The organism is Paenisporosarcina sp. P4_B8 (assembly GCF_056402175.1).
On record NZ_JBFUHX010000001.1, the window covers coordinates 125603 to 140084 of the forward strand.

Annotated in this window: 14 protein-coding genes and 1 riboswitch; of the genes, 9 read left to right on the forward strand and 5 right to left on the reverse strand. The window is 40.6% G+C overall.

Annotation, left to right across the window (positions count from 1 at the left end):
• Positions 1-147: 147 nt before the first annotated feature.
• The 5 genes from AC1DSK_RS00650 to AC1DSK_RS00670 form a co-directional block, all read right to left on the reverse strand.
• Complete coding sequence (locus tag AC1DSK_RS00650) at positions 148-894, reverse strand: hypothetical protein (protein WP_477546148.1); 747 nt, start codon at positions 892-894, stop codon at positions 148-150.
• A gap of 124 nt (positions 895-1018) precedes the next feature.
• Entirely contained in the window at positions 1019-1687 is a 669-nt protein-coding gene (locus tag AC1DSK_RS00655) for an IucA/IucC family C-terminal-domain containing protein (RefSeq protein WP_477546149.1), read from the reverse strand.
• Between the two features lie 2 nt (positions 1688-1689).
• Complete coding sequence (locus AC1DSK_RS00660) at positions 1690-2514, reverse strand: ABC transporter ATP-binding protein (RefSeq protein WP_016428438.1); 825 nt, start codon at positions 2512-2514, stop codon at positions 1690-1692.
• 303 nt (positions 2515-2817) lie between these two features.
• Positions 2818-4044 (reverse strand): peptidase T, encoded by a 1227-nt coding sequence (gene pepT / locus AC1DSK_RS00665; protein ID WP_477546150.1) that lies wholly within the window; start codon positions 4042-4044, stop codon positions 2818-2820.
• Between the two features lie 188 nt (positions 4045-4232).
• Positions 4233-4883, reverse strand: a complete 651-nt coding sequence (locus tag AC1DSK_RS00670; RefSeq protein ID WP_477546151.1) for a glycerol-3-phosphate acyltransferase — start codon at positions 4881-4883, stop codon at positions 4233-4235.
• A 139-nt stretch (positions 4884-5022) separates the two neighbouring features.
• A riboswitch (SAM riboswitch) is annotated at positions 5023-5140 on the forward strand.
• A gap of 117 nt (positions 5141-5257) precedes the next feature.
• Here AC1DSK_RS00670 and AC1DSK_RS00675 point away from each other — a divergent pair.
• From AC1DSK_RS00675 to AC1DSK_RS00715, 9 genes are all read left to right on the forward strand, one after another.
• Positions 5258-6547, forward strand: coding sequence for an O-acetylhomoserine aminocarboxypropyltransferase/cysteine synthase family protein (locus AC1DSK_RS00675; protein ID WP_477546152.1), 1290 nt, complete (start codon positions 5258-5260; stop codon positions 6545-6547).
• Positions 6548-6563: 16 nt separating this feature from the next.
• A complete protein-coding gene (gene metX / locus AC1DSK_RS00680) occupies positions 6564-7619 on the forward strand; it encodes a homoserine O-acetyltransferase MetX (protein ID WP_477546153.1) in 1056 nt (351 codons plus the stop codon).
• The gene (locus tag AC1DSK_RS00685; protein WP_477546154.1) at positions 7592-8578 is read left to right on the forward strand and encodes a homoserine dehydrogenase; all 987 of its coding nucleotides are present in this window, start codon (positions 7592-7594) and stop codon (positions 8576-8578) included. Before metX ends, AC1DSK_RS00685 begins: the two co-directional genes overlap by 28 nt.
• 461 nt (positions 8579-9039) lie before the next feature.
• Positions 9040-9834 carry a CpaB family protein gene (locus AC1DSK_RS00690; RefSeq protein WP_477546155.1) on the forward strand — a complete coding sequence of 265 codons (795 nt, stop codon included), beginning with the start codon at positions 9040-9042 and terminating at the stop codon, positions 9832-9834.
• Between the two features lie 23 nt (positions 9835-9857).
• Positions 9858-11015 carry a CpaE/TadZ family protein gene (locus tag AC1DSK_RS00695; protein WP_477546156.1) on the forward strand — a complete coding sequence of 386 codons (1158 nt, stop codon included), beginning with the start codon at positions 9858-9860 and terminating at the stop codon, positions 11013-11015.
• A gap of 13 nt (positions 11016-11028) precedes the next feature.
• Complete coding sequence (locus tag AC1DSK_RS00700; protein ID WP_477546157.1) at positions 11029-12375, forward strand: CpaF family protein; 1347 nt, start codon at positions 11029-11031, stop codon at positions 12373-12375.
• Complete coding sequence (locus tag AC1DSK_RS00705; protein WP_477546158.1) at positions 12372-13298, forward strand: type II secretion system F family protein; 927 nt, start codon at positions 12372-12374, stop codon at positions 13296-13298. The genes AC1DSK_RS00700 and AC1DSK_RS00705 overlap by 4 nt, the downstream gene beginning before the upstream one ends.
• A gap of 4 nt (positions 13299-13302) precedes the next feature.
• Positions 13303-14235: a type II secretion system F family protein gene (locus tag AC1DSK_RS00710; protein WP_477546159.1), complete on the forward strand. Its 933-nt coding sequence runs from the start codon at positions 13303-13305 to the stop codon at positions 14233-14235.
• 29 nt (positions 14236-14264) lie between these two features.
• Entirely contained in the window at positions 14265-14474 is a 210-nt protein-coding gene (locus AC1DSK_RS00715; protein ID WP_477530770.1) for a hypothetical protein, read from the forward strand.
• Positions 14475-14482 lie beyond the last annotated feature (8 nt).

Genomic DNA, 14482 nt, shown 5'->3' on the forward strand with positions numbered 1-14482 from the left:
ATTCAAAGCTGATATATAGACATTTTAAAATAGCCCAATTCGGATGCGAATTGGGCTATTTTTGTATGCTTAATTTAGTTATTTGTACCAGATTAATGAACGGGATAATCGGCTTTTCACTTTAATCAATATTTATTCTAATAAGTATTATTCTTTACCATTTTTTGCTTTTGCAGCTTTTTCTGATGCAGCAGCTTTTTTCTCTTCGGCTTTAGCTAGAGCAGCAGCTTTTTTCTCTTCGGCTTTAGCTAGAGCAGCAGCTTTTTTCTCTTCGGCTTTAGCTAGAGCAGCAGCTTTTTTCTCTTCAGCTTTAGCTAGAGCAGCAGCTTTTTTCTCTTCAGCTTTAGCTAGAGCAGCAGCTTTTTTCTCTTCAGCTTTAGCTAGAGCGGCAGCCTTTTTCTCTTCAGCTTTAGCTAGAGCAGCAGTAGCTTTTTCATTTAATTCCTTCTCTTCATCAACTACAGGAACTTCAGTTTCAGGAGCTTCAACTACAGGAGCGTCAGTTGCAGGAACTTCAACTTTTGGAGTTTCAGGAAGTTCCGCTTCTGGAGCTTCTGGAGTTTCAGGAAGTTCTACTTCAGGAACTTCAGGTGTTTCAGCATTTTTCTCAGCCCATTTAGCTAATGCTTTATCAATGTTTTTTTGCAATGCAGCTTTTGCAGTTGGATTACTAATTTTCTCAATGTTTTTAGATAGTGCAAAAATATTGTTGGCAGTATAACCTGTTGGAACTAATGAAGCGATTTCTAAATCTTCAGCTGTAACAGTAGTGTCTTGAGAAACTTCTAAACTAGAATCTACTTTTTCAGTTTCGTTGGCCCAAACTTGTCCAGCAGAAGTTGTAATAAGTCCTGCAGCTAATATAGCAGCGCTTGCTTTTTTCCAATTTTTCATTTTCTTCACCTCTTAATAAATTTGCATCTCATAGACGCTAATACATTTTTCGAAATATATTAATATCTTAAGGGGGTAGAACAATAAATTTATTCGGAAAGATGAAGTAATTAAAAAAACACGCTTAGTCAGCGTGTGGGCAATAGGAGCATCTATTGGTATTAGGCATTTCTTTTAATAAACAACATGTAACTCGTTTATAGTCTTTCATTGCATCAAGGACTGATTGATTTTGCAAAAATTGCTTAAAAGGTGAACGCCTCATTTGCGGTTTCCAGGTGCTTTCTAGCAACAAAAATTCCAGATTAGTTGAGGCGTCCGTAACACCATCCTGAATAAGTTGACTGTAAACCCATATGACGTACCCCCATATATTTTCCCATAAAATCAACTTAGGGATCTTCGCCTGTTGACTAAAGAATTCAACTAGAGGATGACCATAGGTGTCCAGAACGAATCGTAAAGCTTGTTCTTCATCTTGCACTTTGATATAGCCTTCACTTGGTACTGTGAACTTAATTGTATAGTCGTCCTGAATAATACCAATGTGGTTTAAAGGTCCGGCAAAAACTTGCTTGTGTACCGTAATCGTATTGAATTGAGCTGCTAACAAGAAACCGATTCGGCGAAAAAAAACAGATGCAGCAACGGCATCCGTTGGTGCATCAGTTATGTCTCGAACAGTTTGAAGCATTCTGTTTATGCCATCTGCAGTATGAGCCTCACCGAGTGTCATAACGGGCTGACGGTCATCATCGACAAACACAGAAAGTTGTTTAAGACTATCCTTCATACTTACGCACCTGTAGAAACTCGTAATTCTGGTACTACACAGCGTCCCCGACCATAAGGGATGCAATGAGGTGTGCCGAACATTGGATCTTTTGAAACTTGGCATTCCATACCAAATACTGATCTAACTAAATCACAAGTAATGATATCTTCCGGTTTACCTTGAGCATGGACATCGCCATTTTTAATGGCAATGATATTGTGGGCGTATCGGGATGCTAAGTTCAAATCATGTAATACCATCACAATGGTACGATCTTTTTTCTCATTTAATTCAAACAGCAAATCCAAAATTTCAATTTGGTGCGTCATGTCCAAATAAGTCGTAGGTTCATCAAGCAAGATGAGGTCGGTATCTTGAGCGAGTGTCATTGCAATCCAAGCACGTTGGCGTTGGCCACCGGATAATGTATCAACGGCGCGGTCACGAAGATCGCTAATTCGCGTTGCTTCCATTGCGGCTTCCACTTTTTCTGTATCTTCTTCAGTCCAGCGCTTCAACCATGACTGGTGGGGATAACGACCTTGCTTCACCAAATCATGAACCGTCAGACCTTCTGGTGAAACGGGTGATTGAGGCAGTATGCCCATTTTTTTTGCCACTTCTTTGGAAGACATGCGGTGAACATCTTTTCCTTCCAATAGGACAGAACCGGTTGTCGGTTTCAATAAACGTGCAATGGAACGAAGCAATGTTGACTTTCCGCAGCCGTTGCTGCCAACAAAAACGGATATTTCCCCACGGGGTATATGTAAATTCAAATTTTCAAATAGTAAATGATCAGTATATCCAATTGAAAGGGATTCAGCTTTAACAGCAGTATGCATCATTGTAACCTCCATCTAACTGATAGGTGTTCTCACTTAAAACATCATACCATAAAACAAAGAATTAATGAGAATGATTTTCATCATTTACTGGAAAAGTCTTTACAAAATTGTGAAGTTGTCGGTGCAGGATAAGTAATCATGACCTACTTATGATGTTTTCTGCGATTCCCATAAAATATATGCCGGAAGGTGCAAAATTAGGTGACGTTTATTGGGAAATTCAATGTCATGGGAAATTCCATAAAAAAACAAGCACAGTCTGTCAGGAGGACAGTCAATGCTTGTTTTTTTATGGCAATATTAAGCTTGTCTTTCAAACAGTTGAATCATTTCAATCATGACTTTGGTTGCTTTTTCCATGTTATCGACTGAAATGTATTCATACTTTCCATGATAGTTTTCGCCACCTGTAAAGATATTAGGTGTTGGCATCCCCATATATGATAATTGTGAACCGTCAGTACCTCCACGAATTGGGATGACTAATGGATTAATTGATAGATTCGTCATCGCTTCATGTGCAATGTCGACAATTTCTTTTACAGGCTCAATTTTTTCACCCATGTTGAAATATTGATCATGCAGTTCATACGAAATTGCATTTGATCCGTATTCTGCTTTGATTTTTGAAGCAGCTTCTTCAAATAATACTTTCTTCGCTTCGAATTTTTCACGGTCGAAGTCACGTATGATATAAGACAATTTGGCTTCTTCTACATGCCCGTTGAAATTCATCAAGTGGATGAATCCTTCATATCCTTCAGTCTTCTCAGGCACTTCATCTGCAGGCATATAAGATTGGAACTTCATGGCGATGGTCAGAGCGTTGACCATTTTGTTTTTAGCTGAACCTGGATGAACGCTTGTCCCACGTGTGATAACTTTAGCACCAGCTGCATTGAAACTTTCAAATTGAAGTTCTCCAAGAGGTCCGCCATCCATTGTATAAGCATACTTGGCATCAAATTTTTCAACATCAAATTTATGTGGCCCACGCCCAATTTCTTCATCTGGAGTAAAGGCAACACGAAGTTTGCCGTGTTTAATGTCTGGATTATTAATTAGAAACTCCATAGCTGTCATAATTTCAGCAATTCCTGCTTTGTTGTCGGCACCTAGTAAAGTCGTGCCATCAGTTGTTATTAAAGTGTGCCCGATATAATTATTAAGCTCCGGGAAATCGTCAGGAGACATAACGGTTTCTTCGTTTAATCGGATGTCGCCACCTTCATAGCAATCGATACGCTGAGGGTTTACATTTTTACCTGTATAATCAGTTGCTGTGTCGACGTGAGCTAAAAAGCCGATTGTTGGCAATTCACGTTCTGAATTTGCAGGCAAAGTGGCAAATAAATAACCATTGTCATCAAGTGAAATGTCTTCCATTCCGATTGAAGACAATTCTTTTTCTAGTTCGTGCAATAAGTCCCATTGACCTGGTGTGGATGGACAAGTGGTGCTTTCAGCATCTGATTGTGTATCAATTTTGGCATAACGTACAAGGCGTTCGATTAATGTTTCTTGCATGGTTTCATCTCCCTTAGAAAAGTTGGTTCGGAGTTGGGCAGATATTGACCGACATGATGCGGGCCAGTAGTCTTTACCCCTTACCTCAGTTTAGCACTTTCATTCGGTTCACGGAATAATGATTGTTCTGGCCGAATGAAATTTTAACGACTTTTTAGTAAATTCGGAATAAAAAATAGATTCCCCAATTAATTGGAGTGAGTCACTTTTTTCTTTTTGATAACCGAAGAAACTCGTGGTTCCATCCCGGATCTCAAACGGTGTATATTCTCGCGATGCTTCCATAATGCGAGTAAGAAGAGTGCGGTGGTTATGACAATTGGCATAGTACTTTCTGTAATCAAAAAGGCTAAAATGATATATGTAATATATAAGAACAGTACACCGATTAATAAGTAATCTGTCACCAATGAAACGACAATCAGCAAGATAAGTCCAACCAATCCGATTCTCCAATCCAGTACTAACATCACTCCAATAACAGATGCCGTTCCTTTACCACCATCAAAATGCATCTGAAATGGATAATTGTGACCTATTACGACAGATGCCCCCACAAGAAATAATAGGACCCATTGATACTCCAAGGAAAGATCAGTTGATTCGAATATAAGACGCAAAAGGACGATAGCAAGTATTCCTTTACCAATATCAATAAATGCGACGAGTGCCCCGTATTTCCAGCCTAATACAATAGTGGCATTGGATGCCCCCGCATTCTTTACTCCCTGTTCCTTTACATTCACCCCAGAAAGCCGTTGCGCCACATTTGAACCGTGGAGACAGCCAATTAAATAACCTGATAGTAAGGTGATTAGCACCCATAATGCAAGATTCATATTCCCAACCCCTTTTTTTCACTAACTCTTTAAACGTTTAAGTGTTGGCAGAAGTTTCAAAAAATTATATAAATAATTCTTGACTATTTATGGATATTAAACATATACTGATTCTCAAGATGGAAAACTGAATCAAATACTCTTATCCAGAGTGGCGGAGGGACTAGGCCCTGCGATGCCCGGCAACCGGCAAGTGATTAACTTGCAAAGGTGCTAATTCCTACAGATTTCTTTAGTGGAGATCTGAAAGATAAGAGGAGGAACACGCACTTGTGAGCCCCTCTTCTTAAGCGAAGACGGGGCTTTTTTCTGTTCATAAAACTCCTCTTTCGCCTCCACGCTTCCATCTAAAACACAATCCAGGAGGGAAAACAATGACAAATCTTCAACCGGAAACTCTACTTTTACACGGAGGTCAGCAGCCGGACCCAATCACGGGTTCCCGTGCAGTGCCAATCCACAAAACAACTTCTTTTGTTTTCAGAGATACGGAACATGCCCAAAACTTATTCGCCTTGCAGGAAACTGGTCACATTTATTCACGCATCGGCAACCCGACTGTGGACGTATTTGAACAGCGAATCGCGTTATTGGAAGGTGGCACAGCAGCGGTAGCCCTATCGAGCGGCATGGCTGCGATAGCCTTCTCCATTCTGAATGTAGCAGGAGCCGGTGATGAAATCGTCGCTGCTGGCAATTTGTATGGTGGGACCTACAATCTATTTGCTAATACACTTCCACGGTATGGAATCACGGTGAAGTTTGTTGATTCCACCGATCCTGAGAATTTCCGCGGGGCCATTACCGATAAAACGAAAGCCATTTTCGGGGAAATCATAGGAAACCCAAGCCTTCATGTATTGGACGTAGAAGCTGTAGCTGACATTGCACACGAGAACGGAATCCCGTTGATTATCGATAATACGTTTGCAACGCCATACGGAAGCAACCCTATTGAATTCGGTGCGGATGTAGTCGTTCATTCAGCTACGAAATGGATTGGGGGACACGGTACGTCAATTGGCGGTGTCGTTGTGGATGCAGGTAAGTTTGATTGGAACAGCGAGAAGTTTCCTGGCTTTACGGAACCGGATACGAGCTACCATGGCCTTCGTTACGGGATTGATGTCCCACAAGTGGCTTTCGCGATTAAACTGCGGGTCCAGCTACTGCGTGACTTCGGTCCATGCCTAAGCCCGGATAATGCATTCGCTTTTTTGCAAGGTCTTGAAACATTGCATCTCCGCGTACCGAAACATAATGAAAATGCAATTGAAGTCGCACAATACTTAGCAAATCATCCGGCAGTAGAATGGGTAAGTTTCAATGGTTTCGAATCTCATCCATCTCATCAATTGGCAAACAAGTACTTAAAGAATGGATACGGCTCGATTGTGAATTTTGGCATTAAAGGAGGTCGAGAAGCAGGACGAAAACTTATCGACCATGTCCAAATCTGGTCGCATGTGGCTAATGTAGGGGATGCAAAATCGCTCATTATCCATCCTGCTTCAACAACCCATCAACAGTTAAGCAGTGAAGAGTTGAAGCAATCGGGTGTAACAGAAGAGTTGATTCGTCTATCAGTAGGATTGGAATCTGTGAAAGACCTGGTAGCCGATTTGGGGAAAGCAATAGAACATGCCACCGTCGTAACGGTTTAATGTGGAGGTGAATTTAATGGCAACAGGAAGTGTGACAATCGGGAATTTTCAACTAGAGTCTGGGGAATGTCTTGAGCATGTTGAACTTTCATATGAAACTCTTGGTCCTCCAGAAGCACCAGTTGTTTTGGTTTGTCATGCGTTAACTGGCAATCAATATGCCATTGGATCAAAGGAAACACCAGGCTGGTGGAGCGGGTTAATTGGACCGGGAAAGAATATTGATACCGACTCTTTTCGAGTTATTACACTGAATGTCCTTGGAGGATGCTCGGGTACGACGGGGCCGTTGACCATCAATCCCTCTACAGGCAATCCATATCGATCATCCTTTCCGACAATTACAATTCGCGATATGGTGCATGCGGAAAAAAAGGCATTACTAGCTTTGGATATTAATCGGCTTCATGCGGTAGTTGGTGGGTCACTTGGTGGCATGCGTGTTCTGGAGTGGGGATTACTTTATCCAAAAGATATGGATATTCTTATTCCTTTAGCAGTTACCCCTTATCTAAGTGACACAGGTATTGCTTTTAACTACATTGGAATCCATGCAATTGAGACGGATGCGAATTATCTCAATGGAAACTATACCTGTTCCTCGGATATCAAGGGGTTTGAAACGGCTCGAATGGCGGGGCTGGTCACTTATCGTAGTGAACAATTACATAAGAACCGTTTTGCCAGAAAGACCAGAAGCAATGGATTGTTCGAAATCGAATCCTATATGAAATATCAAGGGGTAAAACTGGCTAACCGTTTTGATGCGAATAGCTACCTTACCTTGTTAAGAGCAATGAATACCCATGATATCGGAAGGGGTAGAGGCGGTATAGAAATTGCGGCAAAGCAATTTGAAGCAAAAGTGATTACCATAGCATTCACATATGATTTACTATATCCACCTGAGGACATTTGCTCTTTTGCGCATCTCGTTCCTGATCATCATTTCTGCATGGTCAACACACGATTCGGTCATGATGGCTTTCTGACTGAATTTGAGACATGGGGAGATATATTATCTGTTCACTTGGGGGTAAAGTCATGGCGACGATTCAAGCAGCAATCTTAGGTTTTGGCACAGTTGGTCAAGGTATTTACCAAATACTTAATGAGAAAAAGGATCAATTAAAAGAATCACTTGGATTAGATATAGACATCAAAGCAATTCTGATAAGAGATAAGACAAAAAGCCGCTTGGCAGCTCCAGGCGTATTGTTCACTGACAACTTTGATGAAATTGAAGCTATCCCAGAGCTTCAAATTGTTTTTGAAGCCATTGTGGGGGAAGATCCTGCTTACGATTATTTATGTAAGGCCATCCAAAAAGGTTGTCATGTCATTACGGCTAATAAAGTCATGTTCTCAAAGCGTGGCTTGGAATTACAAGAACTGGCAAATAGGCAAGGTGTCCATGTGGGATATGAAGCAACTACAGCTGGCGGTGTTCCCATAATTTCAACTTTGAAAAATATTCTTCTAGTAAATCAGGTTCAAAGAATTCAAGGGATATTAAATGGAACCTCGAATTACATCTTAACTCAAATGAGGGTACAAGAAAGCTGGTTTCAGGATGCTTTGGAGGAAGCAAAGCTACTGGGGTATGCAGAGGCAGATCCTTTCAATGACATTTCAGGTCAAGACGCATTTCGAAAGCTTATGATATTGAGTAATTTAGCATTCGGTAAACAACCAAAGTGGGATGATGTATCGATTGAAGGAATAGCAGATATCACTCTTGAACAAGTACTGGCGGCTGCAAGGGAAGGTTTGCGATTCAGACATGTGGCAGAAATTGTCGAAAAGGTAGATGGATCCTTACATGCAAGTGTTGGTCCAAGATTGGTAGGTCCAGAGCATCCTTTGTATGCAATTGAGGGAGTAAATAACGCAATTGCGCTTGAAACGGATTACATGGGAACTTTAACTTTAGTGGGCCCGGGAGCAGGTAAATTCCCGACTGCAAGTGCCATGGTGAAAGATTATGCAGAAATTATCGGCAAACAGACTCAAATTTTAGTCACCATATAAGAAAATCGAACCGCTACATTCTCTCCAAATGGAGAAATGAAGCGGTTTTTCTATTGGGGAAAATAACGCACTTATTATATAGAAGGAATACATTAAAAACACTTGATTTTAAGTATCTTGAATCCGAGGTTATTGGGATTACATGGAAAAAATAAAGATTCATTATACCCTTTAATTGTAAAAAAAAGGTTTATTGAAGGTAAAAAAGTTGTGATTTAAAATTATATCAAATTTAACGAATCGCATTATATCAACGTTTTGGTGATTAGGTAAAAATAAATATCGTGAAATGGGTTAATTTACATGGTGCAAGGGAACTATGAAAATAAGATGGGAATATTATCCAACTTTGACATTAGAGGTCAGGAAGTGGTAAATAATATATGACCTTTGAGGTATTCAATGAAGGATTATACCTAAATAAGTAAAAAAGAAACCATTTTGAAAAGAGGGATTAATGAATGTTAGAGGCAAAAAGGCGTGCGGCTGTATTCTTTATTTTGGCCTTTATTTTAGCGGCCGCCACTGGGTATATGGTCCTTCAGAAAGTTAAAGACTTAAATTCCGAATTAGGAGCAATGACAAAAATTTATGTGGCAAATGGAGAGATTCTTTCTCGAGAAGTAATTCAGGAAGACCAAGTAACCGTTATGGAAATTCCAAATAAGTTTGTAGTTAAAGATTCTCATATCACATCGTTCGAAGAACTGCAGTACCAAGTTTCCGTCCTGCCTCTCAAGGAAGGGGATATCATCACCAAAAGCATGATCAAACCAGCTACAACACTTCAAAATGAAAATAATCGGTTGGTCAGCTTAAATAGCTCAGAAAAAATTCAATTTGACCAAGTAATCGAAACTCTAGATCGAGTGGATATTGTTGTATCGACTGATAATAATGGCGACCGCAAAACGACCATGTTCATGAAAGATGTGGTAGTAAGATGGGCGTTAGGTAATAAAGATGGCATGAGAGGGATTTCAGTCGAAGTGACAGCTGAACAAGCACCTAAACTAATACATATGCAAAATTATGCTGATCATATTCGAATATTAAAAGCTAATGTTGGTCAAAATAGCCTGCCTCTAGAAGAAACTGAAGAACAAGCAGCGCAGGAGGATGCAGCCGCACAGCCAAAGTCGGAAGCTAAACCAGCAACTCCACCAGCAACGAAGCCTGCACCTACACAACCAAAGGATAATACAAAAAAAGAAACACCGAAAGCAGCAGGAACGACTTCAGGCAGCGGACAGTAAGGTAAAGAAGAGAGGCTGACAAGATGGAATCAAATATAAATATTTTGATTGTTAGTGAAGGGGAGCAAAGCACGGCGCAACTAAAAATAATCGCTGAAAGTTTTTCAAAAAGCGTAACTACGGTTAATTATCCAGAAGCCATTCGTGAAATGAATCGGGAAACGCGAGATATTGTGATTGTTTCTCAATTTGAAACAGAGGCTTCTGTGGAATTGGTTCAATCGATTCGAATGGTTAACCCGGCATGTCTGCTATTGTTTGTGGCCAATGAATCTGACTTTTCATTGCTCCGTTCAATCATTCGTTCAGGAGCGGATGAGTTCTTCGTATTCCCTGATGAAGCCAGTTTATTTGCCAGCCGATTCCCGACAATCGTAAAAAACTATGAAATTAAGAAGAATTCGATGGAAGAAGCCGCTGTAACCTATGGGAGGAATCGGGGGAAGATCTTTTCTTTCTATAGTGGAAAAGGTGGAAGTGGCCGTACATTGATTGCTTCTTCAGTTGCTCAAACTTTAAAGCTTGAGTCAACGGCGGAAGTGATTTTGATCGATTTGAACACTCAGTACGGTGGAATCGAAAACGTCTTTTCTATTGAATCTAACCGTTCGCTAGCCGACTTAATGCCAGTAGTTGAGGAATTAAATGAAAGTCATATCCGGAATGTATCGGAAACGCAGGAAGATTCCAAGCTGGAAATTCTCATTAGCCCTTGTGACGCGGAAATTGCAGAATCAATTGATGAAGAGTTTATTGCCAAATTGATTCGTACATGCCGACGTTCATTTGATTACGTGTTAATTGATTTGCCAAGTCATATGAATACACAGGTTGTTACAGCATTAGAAGAGTCGGACAAAGTATTTTACATACTAGCTCCTGAAACTTCAGCACTCAAAACGTTGAAGCAGTTCGAGACACTGAGCACAAGGCTCGGCATTTCATTGGCAAATCGCATGGAAATTGTGCTGAATGAACTGGCTAAAGAAAACGAAGTCCAGCAAAGTGATTTGAAAAATGTACTACGTTTTCCGGTTGCTGCTTCCATTCGCAGGGACATTAAAGGGTTACAACCCTATATCAATAAAGGCATGCCCGTCAGAAAAGTGCAGAAAGAGCGTAAATTAATCCCATTTGCCAAAGATATTCGAAAGTTTGCACGAGATGTATTAAAGCAATAGGAGGTGAAGAGGGATGAGCTCACTGTTTGAAAAGAGAAAAGAGAAGCTTGTGCAGAAAAAGCCAACCTCTTACGAATATGAAAACCACCTCGTCGATGAATTAGTCGGACATTATAAGGCACGTTTATTGCGCGACACAAACTTAGAAGCTTTAACGCAGTTGTCCTCAGGAGAAATGCGTTTACGCATCGAACAATATGTTTCTACTTTCATGTCCGAAGAGAAAGTGATTATTTCAAGGCATGATAAAGAACTGTTAATTACTAGAATTCTAGACGAATCAGTAGGTTTTGGACCGCTCGAACCTCTCATAAATGATTCCGATATTACGGAGATTCTGATCAATGGATATCAGGAAGTTTATGTAGAAAGAAAAGGAAAGCTTCAGGAAGTACAAATTGCCTTCAGGAATGATGAGCACGTTCGGCACATTGTGGACCGAATTGTTGCACCACTCGGCAGACGAATCGACGAAAGCTCACCAATGGTAGATGCCAGATTGCCAGACGGCAGCCGTGTAAATGCAGTTATTTCACCAATCAGTTTATCAGGCACACTGGTTTCCATCCGGAAATTCCGAGCAGAACCATTTAAAGTGGAGGATTTACTGCAGTTTAATTCCATGAGCAAAGATATGGCAACGTTTCTAGACGGGATTGTCAGAGCCAAAATGAACACACTTATCAGTGGCGGTACAGGATCTGGTAAAACAACCTTGTTGAATGTAATCGCAACATCTATTCCTCACGGAGAACGGGTCATTACGATAGAAGATTCGGCAGAGCTTCGACTCGACCGACCTAACGTTGTTGGAATGGAAGCCAGACCAGCGAACGTTGAAGGAAAAGGCGAAGTCAGCATCCGAAACTTGGTACGAAATGCGCTACGTATGAGGCCAGACCGCATCATTGTTGGGGAAGTTCGAAGTGGCGAAGCATTTGATATGCTCCAAGCGATGAACACCGGGCACGAAGGGTCAATCACAACTGTCCATGCCAATACTGCGGACGATGCATTGCGCCGAGTGGAAGCGATGGTCATCATGGCAGGAATGGATTTACCTTCTACTATTATTCGAGAATACATTGTCGGAGCTTTAGACATCATTATTCAGGCAACACGACTGACAGATGGAACTCGGAAAATCGTTTCGATTTCTGAAGTGCAAAAAAATGATGGCAAACATCGGATTGTTGAAATCTTTAAGTTTCAAAGGACCAGTTTAACGAAGGATGGAGAGGTCGAAGGACATTTTACTCCGACTGGTGAAATCCCCCAGTGTATAAATCGAATCCGTGTCTTTGGAATTGACATGGATGAATCGTTATTCGAGCCAGTGAAACGAGGTGTAGTCGTATGACCGAAGCCTTACTGGCGATGCTGACCATTCTCGTGCTCATCATAGGTTTTTATTTCTATCTTGGCTATCGAAAAGAAAAACGAGAGTGGCGTAAAGAAGTCCAACAGTTTTATCGAGATGGAGAACGTCGTAAAAGTGTGTTGGTTGTCATTGGAGCTAAGTACGATCAAACTGAGTCGGCAAAAGCGCTAGAACAAAAGCTGATAGATGCAAATATTGGCTTCACGCCATCAGAATTTTTGGGAGCGTTAATAGTTTCATATATGGCATTGATTATTGGTCTGCAAAACTTTTTCAATCTGAACATGCTTGCTAGTTTGTTCGTTGCCCTGTTACTCGTAGAGGGAGGGCGCCGCGTATTGTTCATGGTGCGTAAAAATAAGAAGAAGCAATTGTTGGTCGAACAGCTTCCAGAAATTTGCCGTATCCTAGCTAATGCTACACGATCGGGTATGACGCTAAATCAAGGAATTCAACTTGTAGCGCAAGAAATAGCAGAACCGGCAAAATCAGAGTTTAAAAGATTGGCGCATGAATTATCTCTTGGAATAGATTTCGGTGCAGCGATACGCAGCATGGAAAAACGAGTTGATGATAAAGAATTTCAATTGTTCACAGCTACTATGCTTATCCAGAAGAAAGCCGGCGGGAATTTGTACGCTGTGCTGGATGAAATGAGTCAGACACTGGATGAACGTAAGTTATTGAAACAGGAAATCAAAACGATGACTGCAGAACAACGTTATATTTCCTACATAGTTCCGGTCATTCCGATATTCCTAGTACTGATGATGAACAACATTATCGATGGTTTTTTGGATCCCTTATTTACCGGACTGGGACTCATCCTATTTGCTTTCTTCTTGACCGGTACAATTCTAACATTCGTGATTGTTCGTAAAATCACCAATATAAGGGTGTGATGAAATGGATGGAATTATTGCTTTATCTGTACTATTGTCAATAATTTTTATTGGAATTTCCCTTCGCTCATTATATGTGTACTGGCGCGAACGAAAAGCATTGAAAGAAGAAGTAGAAGAATCACTTTTTATTTACGATACCTTCCATCGGAAAATCACACGTAAAGAGAAACTGGTTGCCAAGATGTTCAAATTTGCTGATGATTTCGCAGATTTGGGCCAACGCATTAATTTCTTCAGTGAAAATGAGGAAGTTAAAAAGTGGTTGATACAGGCTGGATATCCTTATGAACTGACAGTTGAACGCTTTCAAGGATTGAAAATCTTTTTAATGATTGTTGGATTCTTTGCTGGGGGAATATCTCTCATTCTACTACTGCCCTTTTCGCAATTTATGATTATCCTATTACCGATTTTTGGCTATATGAGTGCGATTATGTGGATTCGCTCCAAAGCAAAAAATCGACAGGAGGAAATTTCGTATCAGTTACCGGATTTTCTGGATACAATGAGCGTTACTTTGCAGGCTGGGGTCGCGATGGATCAAGCAATTCGTGACATTGTTCCGTATTTTGAAGGACCCGTGAAAGAGGAATTCGGACGATTTATTCAGGAAATCAGCGTTGGTGTACCACGGGCAGAAGCTTACAGAACATTGCTTGCTCGAAATGATTCAAAAGAGTTTCAAATATTGATCAAGTCCTTGATTCAAGGCGAGCGATTGGGTGTACCAATTGCAGATACTTTCAAACAACAAGCCGAAGAAATGCGAAAGTTGAAGAAAGAGATGATTAAAGAGAAGGCGGCGAAGGCTTCACCAAAAGTAACACTCGTTACGACGTTTCTCATATTGCCATCTGCACTCGTATTGATCGGCGGCTTGATGATGATAAATATGTTCAACCAAAACAAAGGTATTTTTGATTTATTCCAATAAAAAAACACACTCAAAGGAGAGAAAACAAAATGAAAAACTTATTAATGAACGCATGGATGAATATCGTAGAACCGGTGAAAAACGAAAAAGGTGCACAATCACTTGAATGGTTGGGGCTGGCAGCATTATTAATTTTAGTATTAGGGATTATTTCAACTGCTGTAGGAGAACAACAAGGCGCCATATCTGGTCTAATTGGAAAAATTATTAATAAAATCAGCACTATGGTCGGAAACTAATTGATTTG